This window comes from Pseudomonas sp. P7758 (assembly GCF_013386485.1).
Lineage (GTDB): Bacteria > Pseudomonadota > Gammaproteobacteria > Pseudomonadales > Pseudomonadaceae > Aquipseudomonas.
Genome location: NZ_JACARS010000097.1, coordinates 1 through 24,736, shown reverse-complemented (window position 1 = coordinate 24,736; position 24,736 = coordinate 1). Strand labels below are relative to the sequence as shown.

General features: G+C 62.0%; 27 protein-coding genes. 12 read left to right on the top strand and 15 right to left on the bottom strand.

All coding sequences use genetic code 11. The features are described from left to right. Window positions 1-32: 32 nt before the first annotated feature. From HX873_RS21160 to HX873_RS21150, 3 genes are all read right to left on the bottom strand, one after another. On the bottom strand, window positions 33-665 hold the full coding sequence (locus tag HX873_RS21160; protein ID WP_003208844.1) for a LysE family transporter: 633 nt from the start codon (window positions 663-665) through the stop codon (window positions 33-35). A 169-nt stretch (window positions 666-834) separates the two neighbouring features. Next, complete coding sequence (locus tag HX873_RS21155; RefSeq protein WP_008439307.1) at window positions 835-1,398, bottom strand: mechanosensitive ion channel family protein; 564 nt, start codon at window positions 1,396-1,398, stop codon at window positions 835-837. Further along, entirely contained in the window at window positions 1,398-3,308 is a 1,911-nt protein-coding gene (locus HX873_RS21150; RefSeq protein ID WP_177123160.1) for an ATP-binding cassette domain-containing protein, read from the bottom strand. The genes HX873_RS21155 and HX873_RS21150 overlap by 1 nt, the downstream gene beginning before the upstream one ends. Before the next feature lie 50 nt (window positions 3,309-3,358). On the opposite strand from HX873_RS21150, the gene HX873_RS21145 reads away from it, so the two are divergent. Next, the gene (locus tag HX873_RS21145) at window positions 3,359-3,820 is read left to right on the top strand and encodes a TIGR02444 family protein (RefSeq protein ID WP_008439308.1); all 462 of its coding nucleotides are present in this window, start codon (window positions 3,359-3,361) and stop codon (window positions 3,818-3,820) included. Here HX873_RS21145 and HX873_RS21140 read toward each other — a convergent pair. Next, the gene (locus tag HX873_RS21140; protein ID WP_177123159.1) at window positions 3,817-4,938 is read right to left on the bottom strand and encodes an AlgP family protein; all 1,122 of its coding nucleotides are present in this window, start codon (window positions 4,936-4,938) and stop codon (window positions 3,817-3,819) included. The two genes, HX873_RS21145 and HX873_RS21140, sit on opposite strands and share 4 nt — an antisense overlap. A gap of 192 nt (window positions 4,939-5,130) precedes the next feature. Here HX873_RS21140 and HX873_RS21135 point away from each other — a divergent pair, with 192 nt between their 5' ends. Continuing rightward, window positions 5,131-5,796, top strand: a complete 666-nt coding sequence (locus HX873_RS21135; protein ID WP_003208833.1) for an FKBP-type peptidyl-prolyl cis-trans isomerase — start codon at window positions 5,131-5,133, stop codon at window positions 5,794-5,796. Between the two features lie 53 nt (window positions 5,797-5,849). Here HX873_RS21135 and HX873_RS21130 read toward each other — a convergent pair whose 3' ends face one another. The 7 genes from HX873_RS21130 to HX873_RS21100 form a co-directional block, all read right to left on the bottom strand. Continuing rightward, window positions 5,850-6,308, bottom strand: coding sequence for an Rsd/AlgQ family anti-sigma factor (locus HX873_RS21130; protein WP_003208832.1), 459 nt, complete (start codon window positions 6,306-6,308; stop codon window positions 5,850-5,852). Window positions 6,309-6,514: 206 nt separating this feature from the next. After that, the gene (locus HX873_RS21125; RefSeq protein WP_177123158.1) at window positions 6,515-7,036 is read right to left on the bottom strand and encodes a disulfide bond formation protein B; all 522 of its coding nucleotides are present in this window, start codon (window positions 7,034-7,036) and stop codon (window positions 6,515-6,517) included. A gap of 237 nt (window positions 7,037-7,273) precedes the next feature. Beyond that, window positions 7,274-8,515: a heme biosynthesis protein HemY gene (locus tag HX873_RS21120; protein WP_177116596.1), complete on the bottom strand. Its 1,242-nt coding sequence runs from the start codon at window positions 8,513-8,515 to the stop codon at window positions 7,274-7,276. A 5-nt stretch (window positions 8,516-8,520) separates the two neighbouring features. Beyond that, window positions 8,521-9,639: a uroporphyrinogen-III C-methyltransferase gene (locus tag HX873_RS21115; protein ID WP_177123157.1), complete on the bottom strand. Its 1,119-nt coding sequence runs from the start codon at window positions 9,637-9,639 to the stop codon at window positions 8,521-8,523. An 18-nt stretch (window positions 9,640-9,657) separates the two neighbouring features. After that, complete coding sequence (locus HX873_RS21110; protein WP_177123156.1) at window positions 9,658-10,425, bottom strand: uroporphyrinogen-III synthase; 768 nt, start codon at window positions 10,423-10,425, stop codon at window positions 9,658-9,660. Then, the gene (gene hemC, locus HX873_RS21105) at window positions 10,422-11,363 is read right to left on the bottom strand and encodes a hydroxymethylbilane synthase (RefSeq protein ID WP_008439333.1); all 942 of its coding nucleotides are present in this window, start codon (window positions 11,361-11,363) and stop codon (window positions 10,422-10,424) included. The genes HX873_RS21110 and hemC overlap by 4 nt, the downstream gene beginning before the upstream one ends. Window positions 11,364-11,501: 138 nt before the next feature. Further along, complete coding sequence (locus HX873_RS21100; RefSeq protein WP_003208820.1) at window positions 11,502-12,248, bottom strand: LytTR family DNA-binding domain-containing protein; 747 nt, start codon at window positions 12,246-12,248, stop codon at window positions 11,502-11,504. Window positions 12,249-12,810: 562 nt separating this feature from the next. Here HX873_RS21100 and argH point away from each other — a divergent pair. Continuing rightward, a complete protein-coding gene (gene argH, locus HX873_RS21095) occupies window positions 12,811-14,205 on the top strand; it encodes an argininosuccinate lyase (protein WP_177123155.1) in 1,395 nt (464 codons plus the stop codon). Window positions 14,206-14,315: 110 nt separating this feature from the next. Here the strand turns inward: argH and HX873_RS21090 are convergent, their stop codons facing one another. Then, on the bottom strand, window positions 14,316-14,975 hold the full coding sequence (locus HX873_RS21090; RefSeq protein ID WP_003208816.1) for a glutathione S-transferase family protein: 660 nt from the start codon (window positions 14,973-14,975) through the stop codon (window positions 14,316-14,318). Window positions 14,976-15,100: 125 nt separating this feature from the next. On the opposite strand from HX873_RS21090, the gene HX873_RS21085 reads away from it, so the two are divergent. The 3 genes from HX873_RS21085 to HX873_RS21075 all read left to right on the top strand — a co-directional run bounded on the left by HX873_RS21085 (window position 15,101) and on the right by HX873_RS21075 (window position 18,788). Next, window positions 15,101-15,385 (top strand): hypothetical protein, encoded by a 285-nt coding sequence (locus HX873_RS21085; protein ID WP_003208814.1) that lies wholly within the window; start codon window positions 15,101-15,103, stop codon window positions 15,383-15,385. Window positions 15,386-15,533: 148 nt separating this feature from the next. Further along, complete coding sequence (locus HX873_RS21080; RefSeq protein ID WP_003208812.1) at window positions 15,534-15,782, top strand: TIGR02647 family protein; 249 nt, start codon at window positions 15,534-15,536, stop codon at window positions 15,780-15,782. 168 nt (window positions 15,783-15,950) lie between these two features. Continuing rightward, on the top strand, window positions 15,951-18,788 hold the full coding sequence (locus HX873_RS21075; protein ID WP_008439344.1) for a class I adenylate cyclase: 2,838 nt from the start codon (window positions 15,951-15,953) through the stop codon (window positions 18,786-18,788). On the opposite strand, the gene rnk is transcribed toward HX873_RS21075, so the two are convergent. From rnk to cyaY, 3 genes are all read right to left on the bottom strand, one after another. Further along, window positions 18,785-19,195 carry a nucleoside diphosphate kinase regulator gene (gene rnk, locus HX873_RS21070; RefSeq protein ID WP_003208808.1) on the bottom strand — a complete coding sequence of 137 codons (411 nt, stop codon included), beginning with the start codon at window positions 19,193-19,195 and terminating at the stop codon, window positions 18,785-18,787. The two genes, HX873_RS21075 and rnk, sit on opposite strands and share 4 nt — an antisense overlap. A 131-nt stretch (window positions 19,196-19,326) precedes the next feature. Next, window positions 19,327-19,545: a DUF1289 domain-containing protein gene (locus tag HX873_RS21065; protein WP_003208805.1), complete on the bottom strand. Its 219-nt coding sequence runs from the start codon at window positions 19,543-19,545 to the stop codon at window positions 19,327-19,329. A gap of 2 nt (window positions 19,546-19,547) precedes the next feature. Beyond that, window positions 19,548-19,880: an iron donor protein CyaY gene (gene cyaY, locus HX873_RS21060; protein ID WP_003208803.1), complete on the bottom strand. Its 333-nt coding sequence runs from the start codon at window positions 19,878-19,880 to the stop codon at window positions 19,548-19,550. Between the two features lie 239 nt (window positions 19,881-20,119). Between cyaY and HX873_RS21055 the strand changes: the two genes are divergently transcribed. The 6 genes from HX873_RS21055 to HX873_RS21030 are packed head-to-tail and all read left to right on the top strand — an operon-like array spanning window position 20,120 to window position 24,700. After that, the gene (locus HX873_RS21055) at window positions 20,120-20,281 is read left to right on the top strand and encodes a lipoprotein (protein ID WP_003208801.1); all 162 of its coding nucleotides are present in this window, start codon (window positions 20,120-20,122) and stop codon (window positions 20,279-20,281) included. A gap of 9 nt (window positions 20,282-20,290) precedes the next feature. Then, a complete protein-coding gene (lysA, locus tag HX873_RS21050) occupies window positions 20,291-21,538 on the top strand; it encodes a diaminopimelate decarboxylase (RefSeq protein WP_008439346.1) in 1,248 nt (415 codons plus the stop codon). A 4-nt stretch (window positions 21,539-21,542) separates the two neighbouring features. After that, window positions 21,543-22,373, top strand: coding sequence for a diaminopimelate epimerase (gene dapF / locus HX873_RS21045; RefSeq protein WP_177050320.1), 831 nt, complete (start codon window positions 21,543-21,545; stop codon window positions 22,371-22,373). A gap of 13 nt (window positions 22,374-22,386) precedes the next feature. Beyond that, window positions 22,387-23,103, top strand: coding sequence for a DUF484 family protein (locus tag HX873_RS21040; protein ID WP_003208796.1), 717 nt, complete (start codon window positions 22,387-22,389; stop codon window positions 23,101-23,103). Window positions 23,104-23,105: 2 nt separating this feature from the next. Next, on the top strand, window positions 23,106-24,005 hold the full coding sequence (xerC, locus tag HX873_RS21035; protein ID WP_008439350.1) for a tyrosine recombinase XerC: 900 nt from the start codon (window positions 23,106-23,108) through the stop codon (window positions 24,003-24,005). Further along, window positions 24,002-24,700, top strand: coding sequence for an HAD family hydrolase (locus HX873_RS21030; protein ID WP_177066875.1), 699 nt, complete (start codon window positions 24,002-24,004; stop codon window positions 24,698-24,700). Before xerC ends, HX873_RS21030 begins: the two co-directional genes overlap by 4 nt. The last annotated feature ends 36 nt before the right edge of the window (window positions 24,701-24,736 follow it).

The following is a 24,736-nucleotide window of genomic DNA, read 5'->3' as shown; positions in this document are numbered from 1 at the left end:
CGCTCCCACATTTTTTGATCCGGTTTCGTCAGTTACGCCGTTGCGCGATGCAGACTTGCGAGAAAGCCCGCCGCACCAACAAACAACCCGGCAAACGTACGGTTCATGCGCTTCTGCTGCTTCGGTGTGCGCAACAGGCGCAACACTTTCGAGGCGAGCCCGGTGTAGCCGGCCATCACGATCATGTCCACGCAGATCATGGTCGCGCCCAGGATCAGGTATTGGTTCAGCAGCGGCGCCTGCGGGTTCACGAACTGCGGCAGCACCGCCAGCATGAACACCAGGGCCTTGGGGTTGCTGGCGTTGACCAGGAACCCGCGGAACATCATCGCCATCGGCTTGCCGATCGGGCGAATCGCCGCGTCATCGCTCAGGTCGGTTGGCAGCGCGCGCCATTGCTTGATGGCCAGGTACACCAGGTACGCTACGCCAAACCATTTGATCGCATAAAACGCGGTGGAGGATGCGGCAAGAATCGCCCCCAGGCCACCGGCGACCACGGCAATCTGCATCGCCAGGCCCAATTGCAGGCCCAGGGCGTTCCAGTAACCACGCAGGAAACCGTATTGCAGGCCGCTGGACATCGACGCAATGGCACCGGCGCCAGGGGAAAGACTGATGATCCAACTGGCCAGGAAAAAGGCCAGCCATGTGTCGAGCGCCATTACACACCTCAGAGCGTAGTTTGCTGAATGTTTCTAAACTAACGCTGCCGGCCGAGAAATGGCTAGAAAAATTTTGGGGTGCGCCTTTGTGGCGAGGGGGCTTGCTGTGGCGAGGGNNTTTTTTGGGGCTGCTACGCAGCCCAGCGGGAGCAAGCTCCCTCGCCACAGGTTAAGGCAGCACGTCGCTGCCGCGCCAACGGCGCACCGAGCGCTGGAAGAACAGGCTGTTGGGCACTTGCACCATGACACTGCCGGTACCGGCCTCTTCCACTTCGATCAGCGTGGTGTAGAGCAGGTTGATCGCCACCACCCGGCCTTTGACGCCGGGCTTGTCGACGGTGTCCACCAACTCGACCACATCGCCCAGGCGGAACGGCCCGACGGTGAAGATCAGGATGGCGCACAGCAGGTTGGACAACACCGACCACATGGCGAAGAACGCCACCGCGGCCACCGCCACAAAACCCGACAACGCCGTCCACAACACCGTGGCAGAGACGCCCAGGCGCTCCAGCACGAAGATCAGCGCGCTGCCCATGATCAGCCAGCGCAGGCCGCCGCGCAGCGGCATCAGCAACTGCGGCGGGAACGGATAACGTTCCCCCAGGCGGTTCAGGCATTTGGCGACGAAGCGCTGGGCGAGATAGCCGGCCAGCAGGATCAGCAGAATCTGTACGGCCACCCAGATCGGCGCGATCCATTGGGCCGGCAGCGGCAGTTGCAGCGCTTCCATCAGGACAGCGCCTCCAGCTCCGCTTGCAAGGATTCCAGCAGTTCGAGGGCTTCCATCCAGGTCTCCTCCAACTGCGCTTCACGTACCTTGAGCTTGGCCTGTTCGGCCAGCAGGTCGCGCAATTCATCCTTGCGGGCCGGCTCGTAGACGGCGCTGTCACCCAGGCTGGTTTCGATCTTCGCCAGCTTCTCGTGGATCTTGCCCAATTCGGCTTCCAGCTTGTCCGCTTCACGCTTGTGCGGGGCCAGTTGCTGACGCAATGCAGCCGCGGCCTGGCGCTGGGCCTTCTTGTCGGTCTTGTCCGGGTTGACCGGCGTGTTGCTGACCGGCGCGTTGCGCAGGCGGTAGTCCGACAGCCAACGGGCATAGTCTTCCAGGTCGCCGTCGAATTCCTCGACCTTGCCGTCAGCCACCAGCAGGAAGTTATCCGTGGTGCTCTTGAGCAGGTGGCGATCGTGAGACACCACCAGTACCGCGCCGCTGAATTCCTGCAGGGCCATGGTCAACGCCAGGCGCATTTCCAGGTCGAGGTGGTTGGTCGGTTCGTCGAGCAGCAACAGGTTTGGCCGGTCCCAGGCGATCAGGGCCAGGGCCAGGCGGGCCTTTTCGCCACCGGAGAAATTCAGCACCGGCTCGTCAATGCGCGCACCACGGAAGTCGAAACCACCGAGGAAGTCCCGCAGGGTCTGTTCGCGTTCGGTCGGCGCCAGGCGCTGCAGGTGCAGCAGCGGGCTGGCCTTGGCGTCGAGGGAATCCAGCTGGTGCTGGGCGAAGTAGCCCACCACCAGGTTCTCACCGCGCACCAGGCGGCCGGCCAGGGGCTGCAATTCGCCCGAGAGGTTTTTGATCAAGGTCGACTTGCCCGCGCCGTTGGGGCCGAGCAGGCCGATCCGCGCGCCAGGGGTGAGCTGCAACTTGACCTTCTCGAGGATGGTCTTGTGGCCATAGCCCAGGCGGGCATCGGAAAGGTCCAGCAGCGGGCTGGAGATTTTCACCGATTCGCGGAACACAAAGTCGAACGGTGAATCGACGTGGGCCGCCGACAGTTCTTCCATGCGCTCCAGGGCCTTGATCCGGCTCTGGGCCTGACGGGCCTTGGTGGCCTGGGCCTTGAACCGGGCGATGTAGCTTTCCATGTGCGCGCGCTGCGCCTGCTGCTTCTCGTAGGCCTGCTGTTGCTGGGCCAGGCGTTCGGCACGGGCGCGTTCGAAGGCGCTGTAGCCACCGCGGTACAGGGTGATTTTCTTCTGGTCGACGTGGGCAATGTTGTCCACCACGGCGTCGAGGAAATCCCGGTCGTGGGAAATCAGCAGCAAGGTGCCCGGGTAGCTTTTCAGGAAGTCTTCCAGCCACAGGATCGCATCGAGGTCCAGGTGGTTGGTCGGTTCATCGAGCAGCAACAGGTCCGAGGGGCACATCAGCGCCTGGGCCAGGTTCAGGCGCATGCGCCAGCCACCGGAGAAGTCGGCGACCGGGCGGTCCATCTGTTCGTTGGTAAAGCCAAGGCCGGCAAGCATCTTGCGCGCACGCGCGTCGGCGGTGTAGCCGTCGGCGCTGTCCAGTTCCGAGTGCAGGCGGGCCTGTGCGGCGCCGTCCTGGGCTTTCTCGGCCTCGGCGAGGTCGTGTTGCACCTGGCGCAGGCGCAGGTCGCCATCGAGCACGTAGTCGATCGCAATGCGGTCGAGGGTGTCGATCTCCTGGCGCATATGGGCGATGCGCCAGTCGGCCGGCAGCAGACAATCCCCGGAGTCGGGAGTCAGCTCACCCAGCAGCAAGGCGAACAACGTGGATTTGCCGGCGCCGTTGGCACCGATCAGGCCGGCTTTGTGACCGGCGTGCAGGGTCAGCTCGGCGTCTTCGAGAAGACGTTGCGGGCCACGCTGTAATGTTAGGCTTTGAAGTCGGATCATAATGGCGGCGGAGTCTACCAGCTTCGTTGGCCGCTGGCTTGGGTGTGAATATGTGCGCTGACCTGTGGAGCTTTGCCCTCTCGACTTACGCCCGCCCGGGCGTCGAGGACGCGTGCCTGCGCTTGCAGGCGCAAGGGGCTGATGTGTGCCTGGTGTTGTGCGGGTTGTGGCTGGAGCAGCGGGGTGTGGCGCCGGAAACGTCGCGCTTGCAGGCACTGCGGCAGATCGCCGGGCCGTGGCAGGCGGAGGTGGTTGAACCGCTGCGGCAAGTACGCACGCGATGGCGGGCCATGGCGCAGCAGGATGCTGAGCTGGGAGCGTTACGGGAGCGGGTCAAGGCTTTGGAATTGGATGCAGAAAGGCTGCTGCTATCACGCCTGGAAGGTGTGGCGCAGCGTTGGCCGATGGCCGAGGTGAATCATCAAGCATGGGTTGAAGGACTGGCGGCCGAAGCCGCCAACCTTGACCACGACGCGCTGCATCAGCTGCGCGCCGCGGTTACCGGCACTTAGGAAGCGCTGGTTGGGGTGACGCTTGGCGCTGCCGGTGCAGGCGTGCTGCTGGCCGGAGCGGTTGGCGCTGTGGTGCTGGCAGCAGGTGCAGCCGGGGTCGCAGGCTTCGCAGCTGGAGTAGCTGGTTTGGCGGCGGCAGGTTTAGCGGCTGGTTTGGCAGCTGGTTTGGCAGCAGCAGGTTTGGCGGCCGGCTTGGCAGCTGGTTTCGCAGCAGCAGGCTTAGCGGCCGGCTTCGCGGCTGGTTTTGCAGCAGCAGGTTTAGCGGCTGGCTTCGCGGCAGGTTTTGCAGCAGCAGGTTTAGCGGCTGGCTTCGCAGCTGGTTTCGCAGCTGGTTTCGCAGCAGCAGTTTTAGCCGCTGGCTTCGCGGCTGGTTTTGCAGCAGCAGGTTTAGCGGCTGGCTTCGCAGCTGGTTTCGCAGCAGCAGTTTTAGCCGCTGGCTTCGCGGCTGGTTTCGCAGCAGCGGTTTTAGCAGCTGGCTTGGCAGCTGGTTTTGCAGCAGCGGTTTTAGCGGCTGGTTTGGCAGCTGGTTTTGCAGCAGCGGTTTTAGCAGCTGGCTTGGCAGCTGGTTTTGCAGCAGCAGTTTTAGCCGCTGGTTTGGCAGCCGATTTAGCCGGTGCTTTTGCCGCAGGCTTGGCCGCAGCTTTCGCAGGTGCCTTGGCGGCGACTGCTTTGCTGGCTGGCTTCTTCGCTGCGCTGGCTGCAACGGCCTTAGCCGGAGCACGGGTGCTCAGCACTTTGCCTACAGCTTCCTTCACACGACCAACACCCTGGGCCAATTTCAGGCTCTCGGAAGCATCACGCTTGAGTTGGGAAATGTAGGTGCGGGTTTCGGATTGACGATCCTTGAGGGCGTCGAGCAAGTCCTCAAGTTCTTTGACGGCGTCCTTGGCCTTGGCTTGTGCCTTGGCTTTGCCAGCGGTCGCTGCGCCTTGCAGTTTGGTGCGGGATTTGTGCAGTTTTTCCTGAGCTTTGCCGCGTTGCTTTTCAAGCTTGGCGAGCAACTTCTCAGCATCAGCCAAGGCTTGTGAACAAGCGCTTTCCAAATGTTCGAGCAGGCTGCCCGAAAGTTGTTGGAGCAAATGCAACGGGGTATTTACAGGCTTCTGTTTGGCCGACATGGTTTACCTCCTGGCTGACGTGGGTGCGGCTCATACTAGCCCTCTGCTCTTACCGCCGCTAGGGCATGTTGACAGTATCGATTGGCTTGCGTTGCACCGCACGAAAATTCTTATTGATATAACGAAAATCCACGCCACTTTTTAAGCATTCACACTGGCATAATCCATCGCACTTTCGGCTGGAGAACGCCCATGTCGCGTTACCTTTTTTTAGTGTTGAGCGTGGTGCTTTGCGTGGCCAACGCAAGCGAGAAATCCCCCTCCAAAGATGACCACGACCTGGCCTACAGCCTGGGCGCGAGCCTGGGTGAGCGCCTGCGCCAGGAGATGCCTGGGTTGCAGGTAGAGGCGCTGATCGACGGACTCAAACAGGCCTATCAAGGTAAGCCACTGGCCCTGGACGACACACGCATCGAACAGATCCTTGCCCAGCACGAAGCACAAAACGCGCCGGACAATCGAGCACCACAAAGTGAAAAGGCACTCGCTGCCGAGCAACAATTTTTAGCCAGTGAGAAATCCAAAAGTGGTGTGCGTGAATTGGCAGACGGCATCCTGCTGACCGAACTGACCCCTGGCAGCGGGAAGAAACCGGCGGCCGATGATCGCGTGCAAGTGAATTATGTTGGGCGGTTACCCGACGGGACCGTCTTCGACAAGAGCACACAACCTCAGTGGTTTCGCCTGGACAGTGTGATCAATGGCTGGCGCAGTGCGTTGCAACAGATGCCGGTGGGCGCGAAGTGGCGCCTGGTGATTCCATCCGACCAAGCCTATGGCGCTGATGGCGCAGGCGAACTGATCCCGCCTTATACGCCGCTGGTATTCGAGATCGAATTGCTCAAGGCGGGCGCCTGAGCCCAAACGAAAAACGGTGCGCAATGCGCACCGTTTTCTTGTGTCGGGGGGAGTCAGGCCTTAGCCGTCAACTCTTCCTTGTGAGCGTTGTGCAGCACTTCGATCAGGCAATCTTCCAGCTCGAAACGCTCGTGAAGCAAACCACCCAGCTCTTTGAATTTTTCTGCAACGCACTGGCCGGCATCACACAGGTCGTTGAACGCCAGCAGCTTCTCGGTGATGACATCGATACGCGGGTAAATCGTCTCCGCCAAATCGAGGCCACGTTGATCGTCGAAAGCCTCGGCCTCTCTGGTCAACTGCTCGTAGATACCGAAGTGCCCCGCCGATACGTAGTCCACCAATACGCCGCAGAATTCCTGCAACGGCTTGCGGTTCTCGCTGAGCGCTTCGGGCTTGGCACCGAGAGCATCAAAGGCCCGAACCAGTTCGTGACGCGCTTTCAACCAACCATCGATCAGTTTGTGCACCCCACCCCAGCGTTCCTGAGCATTCTGACAACGTTCCAGCATGATGATCTCTCTTCCCTATAGGGGCGCCGCACGCTGCCCGCGCAACACTTCAAGGTTAAAGCGGCAACCGGGCAAAGGTGCATCGAACAGTCTGTTTCAATAACGCGTGCGGGCCAGATTATGCCCGCACGACTATGTCATCAAGGTACGCAGGAGAGAAAGTTCATACAAGTGTTTAATCCCTTCCTACAACCTGCGGTTACCTGTCAGTGCCGTGCAAGGCCAAAACGCTGGCTCAGCAGCAACCGCGAGAACTGCGCGATGCCAAGGATCAGCATCGCCACGAAGAACAGCAGGCTCCACTCGGGAATACTCAAGTCGAACAGCGTCCAGTTGATTTCCACGCAGTCGACGGTGCCCTTGAAGATCAAGGCCAACGTCTCTCTCAGCGGCAGGTTCTCGATCATGGATTGAAGGCCGGGCCAACAGGCAGGCAACTGTTCCGGCGGCGTATTTTGCAGCAGCACCTGGCGTACGGCGGTAATGGCGCCCAGCACTGCACACCCCATGCTCGCCGCCCAATACAGGTAGATCCCGGACCGCTTCGGCCCATGAATCGCCGCCACGAGATTGATCAGCGTGAAGGCAGCCACAAGAATTCGTTGCACCTGGCACAGGAAACAAGGCCGCAAAAACGCGGCGTATTCCAGGTAAAAGGACGCGCCCAGCGTCAGCGCACCAGCCAGGAACGCCAGGAGGAACAGGGAGCGTGAGGGGGCCAAAGACATTGTTTATCCGCAACGCAAGAGATAGGTAGTTACGGTAGAGGAAAGACCTTACCCCTTTCAATACGCGCCAGAGCAGACGATTCCGCGAGAGCGTAGGGATATCCCGTCAGAAGGCGAGCGATTAAACGCGCGTCTACGTAGGAGTTTACTACAAGCCGTATTGACTACAGCTATTGGGCGTTATTGAAGGGTTGGCCACCAGACAATTCTGAGGCAACCCTTACTCTGTTTCCTACTTCAAACCCGTGCCGGCACCGGCAGCGGTGACGCCAGCAAACGCTTGTCCAGCAAGCCCAGGCCTTCCTGGAACAACTGGTTGCTGCGCTCGGTGTCGCCCAACTGCGCCAGCAGGCGTGCCAGCTCGGCGCAGGCCTCAGGGTTGCGCTGCACCTGAAGGCTGCTTTCAAGGTAATCCCGCGCCTTGCCCCACAAGCTGTTTTGCAGGCACAGGCGCCCCAGGGTCAGCAGCAGGCTGGCATCGCCTGGATGGTCCTTGAGCCAGCCTTCGGCGAACTTCAACTGCTTCGCCGGATCGCTGCCACGCAGCAGCCCGTAGAGCCGGATCAGATGACTGTCGTACTCGCGCTTGAGGGCACCGCGCAGCACTTCTTCGGCCTTGGCGTCCGCGCCCAACTGGCGCAGTTGTTCGGCGTACGCCAGCACCAGTTGCGGCTCCTGGCGCTGGGCCGAAGTCAGTTGTTGCCAGGCCAGCTCCAGGGATTGCTGCCCGGCCTCGCCCTGCTCTTCGCGCTGGGCAGCCAGGGTCAGGTTCTCGCCCCAGGCGCGTCGCTCCAGGTCGGCCAACTCGGCAGGCGGCAACACCTTGTCCTTGCGCAACTCCGGCAATAGCCGGATTACCGAAGACCAGTCGCCACGCTGTTGATACAGCCGCTGCAGTTGGCGCAATACCTGGACGTTATGCGGATGACGCTCATGCATGGCCTGCAGGGTGACCAGGGCGCCATCGGTGTCACCGCGGTCCATCTGCAACTGCGCATGGCTCAAGGCTACCGCCAGTTCGGCCTGGGGCTGGCGCTCAAGCGCGCGTTCCAGCAGGCCATCCGCTTCCTCATAACGGCCCTGTTCGTTGGCCGCACGGGCGGCGCCGAGGTAGTAGAGCAATGGCTGGCGTTCGGCTTCGGCCGCACGGTGCAAGTGACGCTCGGCACTGGCCCAGCGCCCTTCGGCGAGGTCCATCTGGCCCTGCTCGATGGCAACCTGGACCCGACGGCTGCGGTTGCGCCGCGACCACGGATTGACCACGCCACCCGAGGTCAGCACCAGGCCCACCAGCACCCTGGCCAAATAGATCACCAGGCCGATGGCAAACAACGCCACTAGCGTCGACCACAGCCCGGACTCGTAATGCAGCACATGGGGATAGGTAATCAGCACGTAGCCGGTATGTTTCGAAATGCCCACGGCCAGTGCCAGGGCGATCGCAATCGCCAGCACCAGGATCACATAGAAGCGCTTCATCGGCTTTACTCCTGGGTCGCCGGCTTGCCAGCGGAAGCCTTGGCTTCCTCGGCAGACAGGTGGCGACGGTCAAGGTAAGCCTGCACGGCAGCCAGGCTAGCGGCCAGGTCCGGCGTGACCACTGAGATGGCCTTGGGCTCAAGCTCGGCAATACGGGCCAGCATGGCTTTGCTTTGCGGGTTGTCTTGATTGAAGTTGTCCTGCAACACGCTGCGAGCCTCGCCCAGGGATCGGCTGTACACCGCCGGCTCGCCGTTGAGCGCCGCCCATTGCGCCTGCTCAAGTGCAAGGCTCAGGGCCAGGCGCACCTGGTTCAGGCCTTGCCCTGCCAGGAGCGGACGAATGTTGTCATCAGGATTGAAGTCGATGCGGAAATACCGCGAGATCTGCGCCCACCACTGACTCCAACGGCTGTCCGTGTCGGTGGTCGGACGCCCATCATTGGCCGCTTCAGGGAGTTGGTATTCCGGCGCGATGGCCGCCAACTGCACGACCTGATCGCGCAATGCCGCCAGTTGCAGGTACAGCCCGGTACGGTCCGGCTGTTCGATATTGCGCAACGCGGCGAGGCTCTTGGCCAACTGCTCACGGGCGGCGTAGGAGCCAGGGTCACTTTGTTCGCGGAGGATTTCGTCAGCGCCCTGGACCAGTGCCTGGGCACTGTTGATGTCCTGCAAGGCGGAAAGACGCAGGCTGGCCAGGCGGATCAAGTGCTCGGCCTCGGCCAGGCGCCAGTCCTGGCGGCTGGCCCCCAGCACGGTTTCCAGGCGCTGGCTCAGGCGTTGTTGATCACCCTGCAATTGCGCCACCAGCCGGCGACGCTCTTCCAGCTCATCGGCGCCGGGCAGTTGCCCCAGACGGGCCGACAGCTGCTGCTGGCTCTGCTTGAGGCTCTGGGATTGGTCGTCCAGGGTTTGCACTTGGCCCAGCTGTTGCTGGCTGCTCGCCTGCAGTGCGCGGACCTGCCAGATCCCCCAGCCACCGGCGGCAACGCCGGCGGCGCCGAGCAACAAGGCCACGATGGCCAGGCCGTTGCCACGGCGCGGGGCGGTGGTGACCGGTGTCTCAACAGGCGCATCAAGCGCGGGCTGAGCTTCATCTTTAGGCAAGGCTGTTTCGCTCACGTATCCATCCTTTGCGTATTAGAGAGTGGGAACGGAAACACTCCGTAACGCCACTAACAAAGCCGCGGCACTGGCGCCACGACAATCCACAACTTCTTGCGCGCCAGCGGCACGCGCCATCTCGGCGACTCGCGGGCTGGGCACGAACAACGGCAGCTGTGCCACCTGGGGCCAATCTGTACCGGCCAGCGCTTGCAGGTGTAAAAAACCCTGCCCACTGCTGACCACCACGCCGTTCAAGCGTTCCACGTTTATGCGCTGGGTCAGCGTTGCACGGTCGTAGTCCGGCAGGAAACGGCGATACAACTCCAGATAGTCGACACTAGCACCTTGCTCGCGTAAACGCTCAGCCAGCAGCTCTCGCCCGCCCTCGCCCCGCAGGATCAGCACCCGGGCGCCGGGCTTCGAGATAGCCTCGCGCAAGGCGACCAGTTCAAGCAAGGCTTCACTGTCGTCGCCGTCCTGGGGATAACTGACATCAAGGCCATGCTCGGCCAACACCTGCGCCGTAGCAGCGCCGACACTGAACCACGGTAACGCCGGCGGTTGCGGCCAGTGTTGAGCCAACAACTGCAAGCCCAGGCGCGCGGCCGGCTTGCTCACCACGATCACCGCGCAATAGCGGTCCAGCTCACGAAAGACCGCCTGTTGTTCAGGCGTGACAGGCAGCGCTTCAATCTCCAGCAACGGCAGGCTGCTGCTGAAAATACCTTCTTCGGATAACGTCGCCGCCAGGGCCGCCGACTCCTCGGCAGGCCGCGTCAGCAGCACACGCCATTGCATCACTGCGGCCCGGCCTCGCCGTACACCGCTTGCAGAATGGCACCGGCGCCTTTTTCCAGCAGTTCCTCGGCGACCTTGATACCCAGGCTGGTGGCCTCGCTTTGCGGCCCGCGAATCTCTGCGGTGAGCAACAACCCACCACTCGGGTCGCCCACCAGGCCACGCAGCCAGAGGTTCTCGCCCTCAAGCACGGCGTAACAGGCGATCGGCACCTGGCAGCCACCGTTGAGGTGCTTGTTCAGGGCACGTTCGGCGGTGACGCGAATTTCGGTGTCCTGGTGATCCAGCGGCTTGAGCAGCGCATGAATTTCGCTGTCGGCGGTGCGGCATTCAATGCCCACAGCGCCCTGCCCGCCGGCCGGCAAGCTGTCTTCGACGCTGATGGCCGAGGTGATGCGGTCTTCAAAGCCCAAGCGGATCAAGCCGGCTGCCGCGAGAATGATCGCGTCATATTCACCGGCGTCGAGCTTGGCCAGGCGAGTATTGACGTTGCCCCGCAGGAAGCGGATTTGCAGGTCCGGGCGGCGGGTCAGCAACTGCGCCTGGCGACGCAGGCTGGAGGTGCCGACGACGCTGCCCAGCGGCAGCTCATCCAGGGAGGCGTAGGTATTGGAAACGAAGGCATCGCGGGGGTCTTCGCGCTCGCAGATGCAAAAAAGGCCCAGGCCTTCGGGGAAGTCCATGGGCACATCTTTCATAGAATGCACGGCGATGTCGGCTTCGTTCTCCAGCAGAGCGGTTTCCAGTTCCTTGACGAACAGGCCCTTGCCGCCGATTTTCGACAATGGCGAATCAAGCAGCTTGTCGCCGCGACTGACCATGGGCACCAGGGACACCTTCAGGCCAGGATGAGCCTGCTCAAGGCGTGCTTTGACGTATTCGGCCTGCCATAAGGCCAGGGCGCTTTTACGGGTGGCGATGCGGATTTCGCGAGAGGACATGGATCAATCCGTACTGAATAGATACGGCAGATAATAACAGCTCAGGCAAATGCGCTTTGATTTGAATCAGCAAGTGCGGGGCCTCCCTGGCCGCGTCGCACCGGGATATGGGCGGTGAAGCTCGCGTCAGCCCTCGGGCTAAAGCTGCTGCATCATCTTGCGCACGCCGGCGACATGGCGCCGGCTGACGATCAACGCGTCACCGTTGAGGCCCTTCAGGAACAGCTGAAAATGCCCAAGCGGCGTGCGCTGCAGGCGCTCGATGCGCTCCCGTGCCACCAGCGCATTGCGGTGGATGCGCACAAAGCGGTCGCCAAATTCGTCTTCCAGCGCCTTGAGTGGCTCATCGAGCAGCACTTCACCAGCCTCGTGGCGCAAGGTCACGTACTTGTGATCGGCGATGAAGTAGACCACCTGGTCCAGGGGAATCAACTCGATGCCCTTGCGGGTACGGGCGCTGATATGGCTACGAGGCCCGTTGCCGCCCTGGGCTGCGGGCTGGGTCAAGGCTGCCAGTTGGACACGATTGGGACGCTCCGCCTTTTTCAAGGCGCGAAGCAACGCATCGGCATTGATCGGCTTGACCAGGAAACTGGCGCCGCTGGCATCCAGGGCCTCGGAAGAGAACTCATCCTGGGAGGCGCACAGCACCACCGAAGGCGGCGATTCTCGCTCGCTCAGGCGGGCAGCCACCTGCAAGCCATCAAGGCCCGGCATGCGGATGTCGAGCAACACGACGTCCGGCTTGAGGCTGTCAATAAGGGCCAAGGCTTCCTCGCCACTGGTGGCGCTCGGCTCAAGGACATTGTAACCCTCGAGTTCACTGACCAAACGGCTCAGTCGCTCGCGGGCTTGGGGTTCGTCATCAACGATCAGGACATTCATATTGCGCTGGATTCCTGCGTGAGTCTCGCACAAGGATAGCGTAGACAGGTGCGGTGACTTCCGTCACGGCGATCCACGCTAAGACTAGCGCGAGCGGCAAAAAGTGCCCCGAGAGTGGCACCAATATTTACCCGGACCTGTTCAATCGCGCCCAAAGCCTGCTGCCTTCGGGCATCGTCGTAGGGTTTGCTGATACACAATACGAACACCCCCTCTCTAATGGATAGCCTGGAGTTCGACCTCATCGCCCGGCATTGGTGCAGTGCACCTTCTGTCAGCGCGAAGCTCTATCAGTGCAACTGTAGACGCTGGCGAAGACGATATTGCTCAATCGTCAAATATCGTTTCAATAAACACGCTTTGTTTGACCAAGGACCGCAAGTTTCCCCCCCGATCGGTCCTGGCTCCAGTCTCGTCCTGCGCGAGTCCGGGGGCAAGGCACTTAGCCATCTTGGAAACAAATAAAAATGCCCCGCCCCGGCATCGTCGCCTCCGGGGGCAACCCTGTTATTATCGGCGCCACACTTTCATGCCCTCTTTCCAGCAGATCACGAGCGAATCCATGAGCACCGACAAGACCAACCAGTCCTGGGGCGGCCGCTTCAGTGAACCCGTCGACGCCTTCGTCGCGCGCTTCACCGCCTCCGTCACTTTCGACCAGCGCCTCTACCGCCACGACATCATGGGCTCGATCGCCCACGCCACGATGCTGGCCAAGGTCGGCGTGCTGACCGACGCCGAGCGCGACAGCATCATCGACGGCCTGACCACCATCCGTGGCGAGATCGAAGCCGGTACCTTCGACTGGCGCGTCGACCTGGAAGACGTGCACATGAACATCGAGGCCCGCCTCACCGACCGCATCGGTGTGACCGGCAAGAAACTGCACACCGGTCGCAGCCGTAACGACCAGGTGGCTACCGATATCCGCCTGTGGCTGCGGGACGAGATCGACCTGATCCTGGCAGAAATCACCCGCCTGCAAAAAGGCCTGCTGGAGCAGGCAGAGCGTGAGTCCGGCACCATCATGCCCGGCTTCACCCACCTGCAGACCGCACAGCCTGTGACCTTCGGCCACCATCTGCTGGCCTGGTTCGAAATGCTCAGCCGCGACTACGAGCGCCTGGTGGACTGCCGCAAGCGCGCCAACCGCATGCCTCTGGGCAGCGCTGCACTGGCTGGCACCACCTACCCGATCGACCGCGAATACACCGCGCATCTGCTGGGTTTCGACGCCGTGGGCGGCAACTCCCTGGACGGCGTGTCGGACCGTGACTTCGCCATCGAATTCTGCGCCGCGGCCAGCATTGCGATGATGCACTTGTCGCGCTTCTCCGAAGAGCTGGTGCTGTGGACCAGCGCGCAATTCCAGTTCATTGACCTGCCGGACCGCTTCTGCACCGGCAGCTCGATCATGCCGCAAAAGAAAAACCCCGACGTGCCGGAGCTGGTACGCGGCAAGAGCGGCCGTGTATTCGGTGCCCTGATGGGCCTGTTGACCCTGATGAAAGGCCAGCCGCTGGCCTACAACAAGGACAACCAGGAAGACAAGGAACCGCTGTTCGACGCCGCCGATACCCTGCGCGACTCGTTGCGTGCCTTTGCCGACATGATCCCGGCGATCAAGCCCAAGCACGCCATCATGCGTGAAGCGGCCCTGCGCGGTTTCTCCACCGCCACAGACCTGGCGGATTACCTGGTACGCCGTGGCCTGCCGTTCCGCGACTGCCACGAGATCGTCGGGCATGCCGTGAAGTACGGCGTGGACACCGGCAAGGACCTGGCGGAAATGAGCCTGGAAGAACTGCGCCAGTTCAGCGACCAGATCGAGCAGGACGTGTTTGCGGTGCTGACCCTGGAAGGATCGGTGAATGCCCGTAACCATATCGGCGGGACTGCACCGGCGCAGGTGAAGGCTGCCGTGGTCCGCGGCCAGGCATTGCTCGCCAGCCGCTAAAAGCTTCGCGAGCAAGCCCGCTCCCACATTCGACTGCATTCCAAAGGTGGAACTCGGTCAAATGTGGGAGCGGGCTTGCTCGCGAAAGCCTCATCACAAACACCCAAGATCTATTTCTTGGCAGCAATCATCGCCATAAACGCCGGCATCGCCGCTTCCTTGTCCGCCGCCACCCGCTGGGCATTCGGCAGCGCCTGCAAGCGCTCCAGCAACGCCTTGGCCTTCGGCAACTCAGCCAACAGATCCAGCCCGAACAGCTTCCCGGCCACGGCACAGGCCAGGTCCACGCTGTACACAAAATACAAATCCGCAATCGTGAAACTGTCCCCCGCCACATACGGCGCAAACTTCCCGTGCCGCCCCAGCGATGCGATCCCCAGCAATAACTCCGCCCTGGACTTTTCCTTGATCGCCTCCGGCACCGGCATTCCGAAAAACGCCTCGGCAAAACACGCCCTGGCCGGCAACTCGATGTACAGCTCGATTTCCCTGCACAACGCCAGCACCTGGGCGCGCTGGAACGGCTCGCTCGGCAGCAGCGATCGTCCGCCCTGGGTCTGTTCGAGGTATTCGAGGATCACGCTGGTTTCGTTGATAAACCCTTGCTCGACACCCAGCACCGGCACCTTGCCCCGGGGGCTCACGGCCAAGGCTTCAGGGGTCTGGCCTGCGTAGAACGGCACCTCTTCGAAGGGCAGCCCTTTCTCCAGCAGCGCCAGTTTGACCATGTTGTAGTAGTTGCTGACCGAAAATCCATAAAGCTTGAGCATCACAAAGCCTCCAGGCCGTGTACGGGGTTGGCAGCAGTGGTTATAGATCGGGAGGCCGCGCCTGGCCAGCAGCATCAGCCGAGTGAATGGGGGTAGACTGGCGCCCTTTCCTCCAGGAGCCTGCCATGAGCGAGCCAACCGATATCGACAACGACGAAGAAGAGTTCGCCGAGACCACCTTGATTGAAGCGATCGAAAACCAGATCGAAAGCGACAACCCGCCCGCCGCCAAGGCCACGTTCAACAAGCTGACCCTGGTGGGCTACGAGCGCGAAGACATCCTGCAAATGATGGCCCACGTCCTCGCCATCGAAATTGACGCGCTGCTCGAAGAAGATCGCGCCTTCAATACCGAATGGTATGAAACTGCGTTGCGTGCGCTGCCGGAGCTGCCGCCCGAGAAGCAATAAGCCTCACACCGCGCTGGCCAGCAAACTCTTGCTGGCCACAATCCTGCCCCACATCAACACCGCATGAGTTCCGACTGGACAGCTCGCCCAAGTGCGTTCACCTTATGGCTGCTAACGTCTAAAAATTCCTAGAAAGTCTGGAGTCCTTATGTCGTATACCCCTGAGTTGGTTGCCGAACTGGAAATCCTTGCACTCTTCAACCTGGGCAGCTCCCAGGAAGGTCTGAAAGTTCATCAGACTGCCGCTCCCACTGCCATTGCCGCCGCCCGGCGCCTGTTTGATAAAGACCTGATCGACCAGCCAGACGGTGGTTACCTCACCAGCCTCGGCCGGGACGCTGCCGAACACGCACAAAGCCTGCTGACTATTCTGACGACCGCCAAAGAAGCCGCCTGACACCTCGTATCGCCCACGGGATCCTCTCTTCACGGATTCCGCGGGCATTCCCGCGCCCGGGATAAAATTCCGGCGTCAAAAACAAATTCCCTCTAAACCTCCTACGCTACTGGCTGTAAACTCCCACACGGCCGCCCACGTCGGGCCCTGCGAGCCACCGAGTTCGACATGACCCGCACCCACGAAATCCGCCCCGACCTGGACGAAGGCATCGACCGCAAGGTGCTGGCCCAGTTACGCGCGCGGTTTCTGGCCCTGAACGAAGGCCGCATGGCCCGGGCCGTCGAAGGGCTGACGCCACGCCAGCAAAGCGTGTTGACCCTGCTGCCGCTGTTTTTCCACGTGAATCACCCGCTGTTGCCGGGCTATGTGTCGGGCAGCACGCCGGCCGGCCTGTCGAATTTTGAACCCGACGCGCAAGCCTTGGCCGAGGCCCAGCGCCTGACCCGCACGTTTTCCTACAAGCCCCGCCACGGCAACCCACCGCGGCCGATTCACGGCCTGTTCCTGATGGGCAGCCTGGGCACCCTGGCCCAGGCCGATCAAAGTGATATGGACGTGTGGGTCTGCCATGCGGCCGATCTCAGCGAGAACGAGCTGGCCGAGTTGCGCAAGAAATGCCAACTGCTCGAAACCTGGGCCCTGAGCATGGGCGCCGAGGCGCACTTCTTCCTGATCGAGCCGACGCGGTTTATCCAGGGCGAGCGCGACAGCCAACTGAGTTCAGAAGACTGCGGCACCAGCCAGCATTACCTGCTGCTGGACGAGTTCTACCGCACCGCCATCTGGCTGGCCGGGCGCACGCCGATCTGGTGGCTGGTGCCGGTGTACGAAGAAACCCGCTATGCCGACTTCACCCACGCGCTGATTTCCAAACGCTTTATTCGCGCCGATGAAACCCTCGACCTGGGCCACCTGGCGCACATCCCGCCGGGTGAATTTATCGGTGCCGGCTTGTGGCAGTTGTTCAAGGGCATCGAATCGCCCTACAAATCAGTACTGAAACTCCTGCTGACCGAGGTCTACGCCAGCGAGCACCCGAAGGTGCAGTGCCTGAGCCTGCGCTTCAAGCGCGCTGTGTTTGCCAATCAGCTGGACCTGGACGAACTGGACCCGTACATCGTCGTCTACCGCCGGATCGAGGAGTACCTCAAGGCCCGTAATGAGCCGGAGCGCCTGGAACTGGTGCGGCGCAGCCTGTACCTGAAGGTCAATCGCAAGCTCAGCGCGGGCCAGCGCACCGGGTGGCAGCGTTTGCTGCTGGAGCGCCTGGCCAGCGAATGGGGTTGGGACCAGCGCCAACTGGCCCTGCTGGACAGCCGCAGCCAATGGAAAGTCCGCCAGGTGGCCTCCGAACGCCGGGCGCTGGTCAACGAGCTGAACTACAGCTATCGCTTCCTGACCCAGTTTGCCCGCACCGAACAGACCGTCAGCCTGATCAACAAGCGCGACCTCAATGTGCTGGGCCGGCGCCTGTACGCCGCCTTCGAGCGCAAGGCCGGCAAGGTCGAATTCATCAACCCCGGCATTGCGCCCGATCTTGCCGAAGACACCCTGACCCTGGTGCAGTCGCCCAACCGCAAAGAGCCCGGCCAGCATCATTGGGGCTTGTACAACGGCAGCCTGACCGCTCTGGAATGGGAGCACTTCGCGCCGATCAAGCGCAGCCGCGATTTGCTGGAAATGCTCACCTGGTGCCACCGCAACGGCGTGATCGACAGCAGTACCCGCCTGGCGCTGCATCCCGGCAGCAGTGACATGACCGAATTCGAGCTGTTCAACCTGCTGGGCAGCCTGCAACAAACCGTCGTCCTGCCCCTGGCCAGCGTCGATGAAGACCGCCTGCTGCGCTCGGCAGTGCCCGAGGAAGTGCTGCTGCTGATCAACGTCGGCGTCGACCCGCTCAAGCATCATCGCGACCTGAACATCCTGATGACCACCGAGCGCACCGACTCCCTGAGTTACGCGGGCGTACGGGAAAACCTGGTGCTGACCCTGGACCAGGTCACGCTCAACAGTTGGAACGAGGTGATGGTCAGCCGCTATGACGGCCCCCACGCGCTGCTCGATTGCCTGCGCGACTACCTCAATCAGCTACCGCCCAATCACTTGCCGCGCTTGCGGGTGCGCTGTTTCTGCCACAACCGCGCGCAGTTCATTGCCCAGCGCGTGGAGGAAATCTTCGACACCGCGCAAAACCTGCTGCTGGGCCAGGAAAACCACCGCTACCTGGTGCAGGTGCAACAGCACTACCACGTGATGGAGCTGACACCCGGCCAGGCCAACCATGTGTCACTGGCGACCCAGGACGCGCTGATCGCCTACCTCAGTGAGGAACTGGCCAGCTACAGCCCGCTGCACCTGGACACCATGGCCCTGGAAGACCACGACCTGGCGCTGCTGCTGCCCATGGGCCTGCCCGACTGTGTGCAGGTGTTCTACCGGATCAACGACGGAGTTGCCGAGCTGTACGTGCTGGATGAGTTCAACGCGCTCTGGCAGCAGCGCCTGCCGTTCCACGACGAGCAAAGCCTGTTGGTGCCGTTGCAGCGCTTCCTGCAGTCGATCATTTATCGCCGCGACGCGCTGCTGCCGCTGGACCCGCAACAGCCCTTCGGCGCGGTGCAAATCCTGTATTACCAGTTGTTGCCGTCAGGCAGCGGCCGCGCACGTCGGGCCGAACCGCGCCCAGCGCCGCAAACCCCGGCCAATAAGCCGTTCTACGACGTGCAGGCGATTATCGGCAAGGCAGCACCGGGCCAGGTGGGGATCACCTTGTACTGCAATCAACGAGAGTTTTCCGAGCTGGAATTTGGCGACCAACTGTTTGCGGTGGTCGCCCAGCAAATCGTCGGGCAACGCCGGGAAGCCGAGCGTTACCGCTGCTACATCACCGATCTGGACCTGTCCGGCCTGCTCGGTGATGTTCAAAGCCCGAGCAATCTGTACCTGCGCTACAAGGCTGATCTGGAACTGGCGCTCAATGAAGCGCTGAACCAGGTTTAGAGAGGAAAGGCGCCACCGTCTTTCGGCTGGCCTTCGACGCCGAGCAATTCAAGCTTGAGGGTCTTGCCACCCGGTGCTGGCCAGTCGATGTGCTGGCCGACTTGCAGGCCCAGCAATGCACTGCCCACCGGCGCCAGGATCGAGATTTTGCCTTCGTCGGCGTTCGCGTCCTTGGGGTAGACCAGGGTCAGGTGATAGTCCTTGCCACTGCCTTGTTCACGGCAATGCACGCTGGAGTTCATGGTCACGACAGATGCAGGCACTTCATCGTGGCCAACCACTTCTTCGGCGCGGTCGAGTTCGTGTTGCAGGGCTTCAACGCCCGGCGACGCCTCGCCGACACGGTCGATCAGTTGCTCAAGACGCTGCACGTCAAGACGGGTGAGGATGATGGAAGGTGCGGTCATGATTCAGGCAGACTCCTTTTTTCTGCACAAAAAAGCAAAACCCCGCCAGGAAAAGGCGGGGTTCTCACGGACCTCGATGAGTTGAGGTGTATCCGGACACTACCACAGCACAATAAATAAACAAGACGGCCTCAGGCGCAGGTCCTGCGCTGCTCGGCCTGGGCGACGATCACGCGGCGTCGCGCATCGTCGGCAGAGCGCCATTCGCGGATGTCTTCCACATGACGGAAGCAACCGAGGCAGACTTTGTGCTCATCCAGCCGACATAAACTGATACAAGGTGACGGCACCGCCGGGCTGACATTGCTGAACAGCGGCTTGGGCGGGCGTACGGGAACGGGCTGCGTCACGATCAGATCTCGTCGAAGTCCAGCTCGACGCCGGCTTGTTCCTGGGTGAGGCGCGCGAGCATTTCGCTCAGCAGCTCATCGGTGGTGTCGTGGGTCCAGCGTTTTTCTTCTTCATCGTAATCGAAGTGAAAACCACCGGAACGCGCCGCCAGCCATAGCTGACGCAGGGGCTCCTGGCGGCTGAAAATCAATTGGGTGCCATTTTCAAACTTGACGGTGAGCACACCGGCCGAGTTCTCCAGGTCCACATCCAGACCGCTGTCGTCGAAAATATCCTCCAGCGCTTGCTGGGTCGCATCCACCAGGTCGTGAAAACGGGCTTCGGTCAAACTCATTGTGGGAACCTCGAAAAGTGTCTGGTCTCGCTCAAGCGCCGCACAATACGGACGCGCCATCATGATTGCAAAGGATACCGATTTCATTACCCACAGCCGTGTGAATTATCCTCGATTGGTGTAAGCACAATCGCAACAAACTCGGCAAAGCCCCGCCGGACGGGTATTTCGGCGCATAGGCAATCCGGCGGGTGGTCGGTATACTCGGGCGCAATTAATGCATATTCAAGGATTTCGCCATGAAGCGCCTGATCTCTTCCCTTGCTGCGCTCGTCGCGGTCGCTTGCCTCGTTAGTGCCTGTGGTCAAAAAGGCCCGCTGTATCTGCCCGATGACAGCAAAGACCCGAATGAACAGGCGCAATCGTCGCAAACCAAAGCGCACAAGCACGACACCTACTAAGGGAACATCATGGACGCTTTTAACTACCGGGACGGCGAGCTGTTCGCGGAAGGTGTCGCGCTGTCCGCCATCGCCGAGCGCTTTGGTACCCCGACCTACGTGTACTCCCGTGCCCACATCGAAGCGCAATACCGCTCCTTTGCCGATGCGCTGGAAGGCACGCCGAGCCTGGTGTGCTTCGCCGTAAAAGCCAACTCCAACCTGGGTGTACTCAATGTCCTGGCGCGCTTGGGCGCCGGTTTCGACATCGTGTCCCGGGGCGAGCTTGAGCGTGTACTGGCCGCCGGCGGCAAGGCTGACAAAATTGTGTTCTCCGGTGTCGGCAAGAGCCGCGAAGACATGCGCCGCGCCCTGGAAGTTGGCGTGCACTGCTTCAACGTCGAATCCACCGACGAGCTGGAGCGCCTGCAAGTGGTGGCCGCCGAGATGGGCGTTCGCGCGCCGATCTCCCTGCGGGTCAACCCGGACGTCGACGCCGGCACTCACCCGTACATTTCCACCGGTCTCAAAGAGAACAAGTTCGGCATCGCCATTGCCGACGCCGAGGACGTGTACATCCGCGCCGCGCAGTTGCCGAACCTGGAAGTCTTGGGTGTCGACTGCCATATCGGCTCGCAACTGACCAGCCTGCCACCGTTCCTCGACGCCCTCGACCGCCTGCTGGCGCTGGTCGACCGCCTCGGCGAGTGCGGCATCTACCTGCACCACATCGACCTCGGTGGCGGCGTGGGTGTGCGTTATCGCGATGAAGAGCCGCCGCTGGTGTCCGACTACATCAAGGCCGTGCGCGAGCGCCTCGAAGGCCGCGACCTGACGCTGATGTTCGAGCCGGGCCGCTACATCGTCGCCAACGCCGGCCTGCTGCTGACCCAGGTCGAGTACCTCAAGCACACCGAGCACAAGGATTTCGCCATCGTCGACGCGGCGATGAACGACCTGATCCGTCCGGCGCTGTACCAGGCCTGGATGAATGTGACGGCCGTCAAGCCACGCGCAGGCGAAGGCCGCAGCTACGATATCGTCGGCCCGATCTGCGAGACCGGCGACTTCCTGGCCAAGGAACGTCAGCTGGCCCTGGAAGAAGGCGACCTGCTGGCCGTGCATTCGGCCGGTGCCTATGGGTTTGTCATGAGCTCCAACTACAACACCCGCGGGCGTACCGCCGAGGTGCTGGTGGACGGTGATCAAGCGTTTGAAGTGCGTCGCCGCGAGACGGTAGCCGAGTTGTTTGCTGGCGAAAGCCTGCTGCCGGAGTAAGGTCATGTTGCTGCGTTTTACCAAGATGCACGGGCTGGGCAATGACTTCATGGTCCTCGACCTGGTCAGCCAGCACGCGCACATCCTGCCCAAGCACGCCAAGCTGTGGGGCGACCGGCACACCGGTGTCGGCTTCGACCAATTGTTGCTGGTGGAAGCGCCGAGTAACCCGGAAGTGGATTTCCGTTACCGGATCTTCAACTCCGATGGCTCCGAAGTGGAACAGTGCGGCAATGGTGCCCGCTGTTTCGCCCGTTTTGTCCTGGACAAGCGCCTGACCGCCAAGCGGCAGATTCGCGTCGAGACCAAAAGCGGCATCATCGAGCTGGATATTCGCAGCGACGGCCAGATCGGCGTCAACATGGGCGCGCCACGGCTGGTGCCGGCGGACATTCCGTTCCAGGCCACCGAGCAAGCCCTGAGCTATGCGGTGGATGTGGACGGCAAGACCGTCAACCTGGCTGCCGTGTCCATGGGCAACCCCCATGCCGTGCTGCGGGTCGATGACATCAACAGCGCACCGGTTCACGAACTGGGGCCCAAGATCGAAAACCACCCGCGCTTTCCCGCGCGGGTCAATGTGGGCTTCCTGCAGGTCATCGACCGTTCCCGTGCGCAGTTGCGCGTCTGGGAACGCGGTGCCGGCGAAACCCAGGCTTGCGGTACCGGTGCCTGCGCCGCTGCCGTAGCCGCGATCAGCCAGGGGTGGATGGATTCGCCGCTGCTGATCGACCTGCCCGGTGGACGCCTGTCCATCGAATGGGCAGGCCCCGGCCAACCGGTGAAAATGACCGGCCCGGCCACCCGCGTCTACGAAGGACAGGTCCGTCTATGAGTGAGCAAATCTAATGACTGATAAGCCTCAAGTACCCGCGCAAGCATCCCCAAGCGAAAGTCTGGAGGCCGCAGCCGTTGCGGCGTATCTGGAGGCTAACCCGGACTTCTTCGTCGAACACGAAGAACTGCTGCCGGCCCTGCGTATTCCCCACCAGCGCGGCGATACCGTGTCGCTGGTGGAGCGGCAGATGAAGATCCTGCGCGAGCGCAATATCGAAATGCGCCATCGGCTCTCGCAGCTGATGGATGTGGCCCGCGACAACGACCGCCTGTTCGACAAGACTCGCCGCCTGGTCCTGACCCTGATGGACGCCGCCAGCCTGGAAGAAGCGGTGATCGCCGTCGAAGACAGCCTGCGCCAGGATTTCCAGGTGCCCTTTGTCAGCCTGATCCTGTTCAGCGACAACCCGATGCCGGTGGGTCGCTGGGTCAGCGGCAGCGATGCCCAGACCGCGATTGGCGGCCTGCTGTCCGAAGGCAAGACCATCAGCGGCACCTTGCGCGAGCATGAGCTGGACTTCCTGTTTGGCGCCGAGCAGCGCCAGCAGATCGGCTCCACCGCCGTGGTTGCCCTCAGTCATCAAGGTTTGCATGGCGTGCTGGCCATCGCCAGCCGTGATCCACAGCATTACAAAAGCTCGGTGGGCACGCTGTTCCTGAGCTACATCGCCGAAGTGCTGGGCCGCGTCCTGCCACGCTTCACCAGCGCATTGCGCGCGGTGCGCTAGCCATGGAACGACAACTGGACGCCTACTGCGCTCACCTGCGCAGCGAGCGCCAGGTGTCGCCGCATACCCTGGAAGCCTACCGGCGGGACTTGAACAAGGTCCTGGCGTTCTGCGAGAAACAACACATCGGCAGCTGGAAGGCCCTGGACATCCAGGGTCTGCGCAGCCTGATCGCCCGCCTGCACCAGCAAGGCCAATCCTCCCGCAGCCTGGCGCGCCTGCTGTCGGCGGTACGCGGCCTCTATCACTACCTGAACCGCGAAGGCCTGTGCGACCACGACCCGGCCAACGGCCTGGCGCCGCCCAAGGGCGAACGCCGCCTGCCCAAGACCCTCGACACGGATCGCGCCCTGCAATTGCTCGATGGCGCCGTGGAGGACGACTTCCTGGCCCATCGCGACCAGGCAATCCTCGAACTCTTCTACTCCTCGGGCCTGCGCCTGTCGGAGCTGACCGGGCTTAACCTCGATCAACTGGACCTGGCGGATGGCCTGGTGCAGGTGCTCGGCAAAGGCAGCAAGACCCGCGTATTACCCGTGGGCAAGAAGGCCCGCGAAGCCTTGCTGCTGTGGCTGCCCCTGCGCGCCCTGGCCAACCCGGCGGACGACGCGGTGTTTATCAGCCAGCAAGGCCGGCGCCTCGGGCCCCGGGCCATACAAGTGCGGGTCAAGGCCGCCGGCGAGCGCGAGCTGGGGCAGAACCTGCACCCGCACATGCTCCGGCACTCCTTTGCCAGCCACTTGCTGGAGTCCTCCCAGGACCTGCGTGCGGTGCAGGAACTGCTGGGCCACTCCGACATCAAGACCACCCAGATCTACACCCACCTGGACTTCCAGCACCTGGCAACGGTGTACGACAGCGCCCATCCACGGGCCAAACGCATTAAGGGCAGTGACTCATGAGCATCAAGCTGATCACCTTCGACCTGGACGATACGCTCTGGGATAACGTGCCGGTCATCATCAGCGCCGAGGCATCGATGCGCGAGTGGCTGGCGACCCACGCCACCAAGGTGGGCGACTTGCCCCTGGAGAAGTTTGCCAGCCTTCGCCAGCAGGTGCTGGAGCGTCATCCCGAGCTGAAATATCGCATCAGCGTGTTGCGTCACAAGGTGCTGCAATACGCCTTCGAGGAAGCCGGGTACCCGCTGCCGGAAGCAGCGCAGATGGCGGATGTGTGCTTTGAAGCGTTCATCCATGCCCGGCATCAACTCACCGTATTCCCCGAAGCGGAACCGATGCTGCAAGCACTGCGCCGCGACTATCTACTGGGGGTGATTACCAACGGTAATGCCGATGTGCAACGTGTGGGGCTGGCGGATTACTTCCACTTTGCGCTGCGGGCTGAAGACATGGGTATTGCCAAGCCGGATGCGCGGTTGTTTCAGGAAGCCTTGCAGCGCGGTGGCGTAGCGCCGGGCGCGGCAGTGCATGTGGGTGACCATCCAGGGGATGACATTGCCGGTGCGCAGCAGGCGGGGCTGCGGGCCGTGTGGTTCAACCCGGCAGGCAAGGCCTGGGAGGCCGAGAAATTGCCGGATGCCGAGATTCGCAGCCTGACCGAGCTACCCGACGTGCTAGCCCGCTGGAACGCATAACCTGATGATGAAGGGCTTTTGTGGCGAGGGAGCTTG

Bases quoted from the DNA above. Each gene is read 5' to 3' on its own strand.
- HX873_RS21160 (WP_003208844.1), bottom strand. From the start codon at position 665: ATGGCGCTCGACACATGGCTGGCCTTTTTCCTGGCCAGTTGGATCATC.
- HX873_RS21155 (WP_008439307.1), bottom strand. From the start codon at position 1,398: ATGGAAGCGCTGCAACTGCCGCTGCCGGCCCAATGGATCGCGCCGATC.
- HX873_RS21150 (WP_177123160.1), bottom strand. From the start codon at position 3,308: ATGATCCGACTTCAAAGCCTAACATTACAGCGTGGCCCGCAACGTCTT.
- HX873_RS21145 (WP_008439308.1), top strand. From the start codon at position 3,359: ATGTGCGCTGACCTGTGGAGCTTTGCCCTCTCGACTTACGCCCGCCCG.
- HX873_RS21140 (WP_177123159.1), bottom strand. From the start codon at position 4,938: ATGTCGGCCAAACAGAAGCCTGTAAATACCCCGTTGCATTTGCTCCAA.
- HX873_RS21135 (WP_003208833.1), top strand. From the start codon at position 5,131: ATGTCGCGTTACCTTTTTTTAGTGTTGAGCGTGGTGCTTTGCGTGGCC.
- HX873_RS21130 (WP_003208832.1), bottom strand. From the start codon at position 6,308: ATGCTGGAACGTTGTCAGAATGCTCAGGAACGCTGGGGTGGGGTGCAC.
- HX873_RS21125 (WP_177123158.1), bottom strand. From the start codon at position 7,036: ATGTCTTTGGCCCCCTCACGCTCCCTGTTCCTCCTGGCGTTCCTGGCT.
- HX873_RS21120 (WP_177116596.1), bottom strand. From the start codon at position 8,515: ATGAAGCGCTTCTATGTGATCCTGGTGCTGGCGATTGCGATCGCCCTG.
- hemC (WP_008439333.1), bottom strand. From the start codon at position 11,363: ATGTCCTCTCGCGAAATCCGCATCGCCACCCGTAAAAGCGCCCTGGCC.
- HX873_RS21100 (WP_003208820.1), bottom strand. From the start codon at position 12,248: ATGAATGTCCTGATCGTTGATGACGAACCCCAAGCCCGCGAGCGACTG.
- argH (WP_177123155.1), top strand. From the start codon at position 12,811: ATGAGCACCGACAAGACCAACCAGTCCTGGGGCGGCCGCTTCAGTGAA.
- HX873_RS21090 (WP_003208816.1), bottom strand. From the start codon at position 14,975: ATGCTCAAGCTTTATGGATTTTCGGTCAGCAACTACTACAACATGGTC.
- HX873_RS21085 (WP_003208814.1), top strand. From the start codon at position 15,101: ATGAGCGAGCCAACCGATATCGACAACGACGAAGAAGAGTTCGCCGAG.
- HX873_RS21080 (WP_003208812.1), top strand. From the start codon at position 15,534: ATGTCGTATACCCCTGAGTTGGTTGCCGAACTGGAAATCCTTGCACTC.
- HX873_RS21075 (WP_008439344.1), top strand. From the start codon at position 15,951: ATGACCCGCACCCACGAAATCCGCCCCGACCTGGACGAAGGCATCGAC.
- rnk (WP_003208808.1), bottom strand. From the start codon at position 19,195: ATGACCGCACCTTCCATCATCCTCACCCGTCTTGACGTGCAGCGTCTT.
- cyaY (WP_003208803.1), bottom strand. From the start codon at position 19,880: ATGAGTTTGACCGAAGCCCGTTTTCACGACCTGGTGGATGCGACCCAG.
- HX873_RS21055 (WP_003208801.1), top strand. From the start codon at position 20,120: ATGAAGCGCCTGATCTCTTCCCTTGCTGCGCTCGTCGCGGTCGCTTGC.
- lysA (WP_008439346.1), top strand. From the start codon at position 20,291: ATGGACGCTTTTAACTACCGGGACGGCGAGCTGTTCGCGGAAGGTGTC.
- dapF (WP_177050320.1), top strand. From the start codon at position 21,543: ATGTTGCTGCGTTTTACCAAGATGCACGGGCTGGGCAATGACTTCATG.
- HX873_RS21040 (WP_003208796.1), top strand. From the start codon at position 22,387: ATGACTGATAAGCCTCAAGTACCCGCGCAAGCATCCCCAAGCGAAAGT.
- xerC (WP_008439350.1), top strand. From the start codon at position 23,106: ATGGAACGACAACTGGACGCCTACTGCGCTCACCTGCGCAGCGAGCGC.
- HX873_RS21030 (WP_177066875.1), top strand. From the start codon at position 24,002: ATGAGCATCAAGCTGATCACCTTCGACCTGGACGATACGCTCTGGGAT.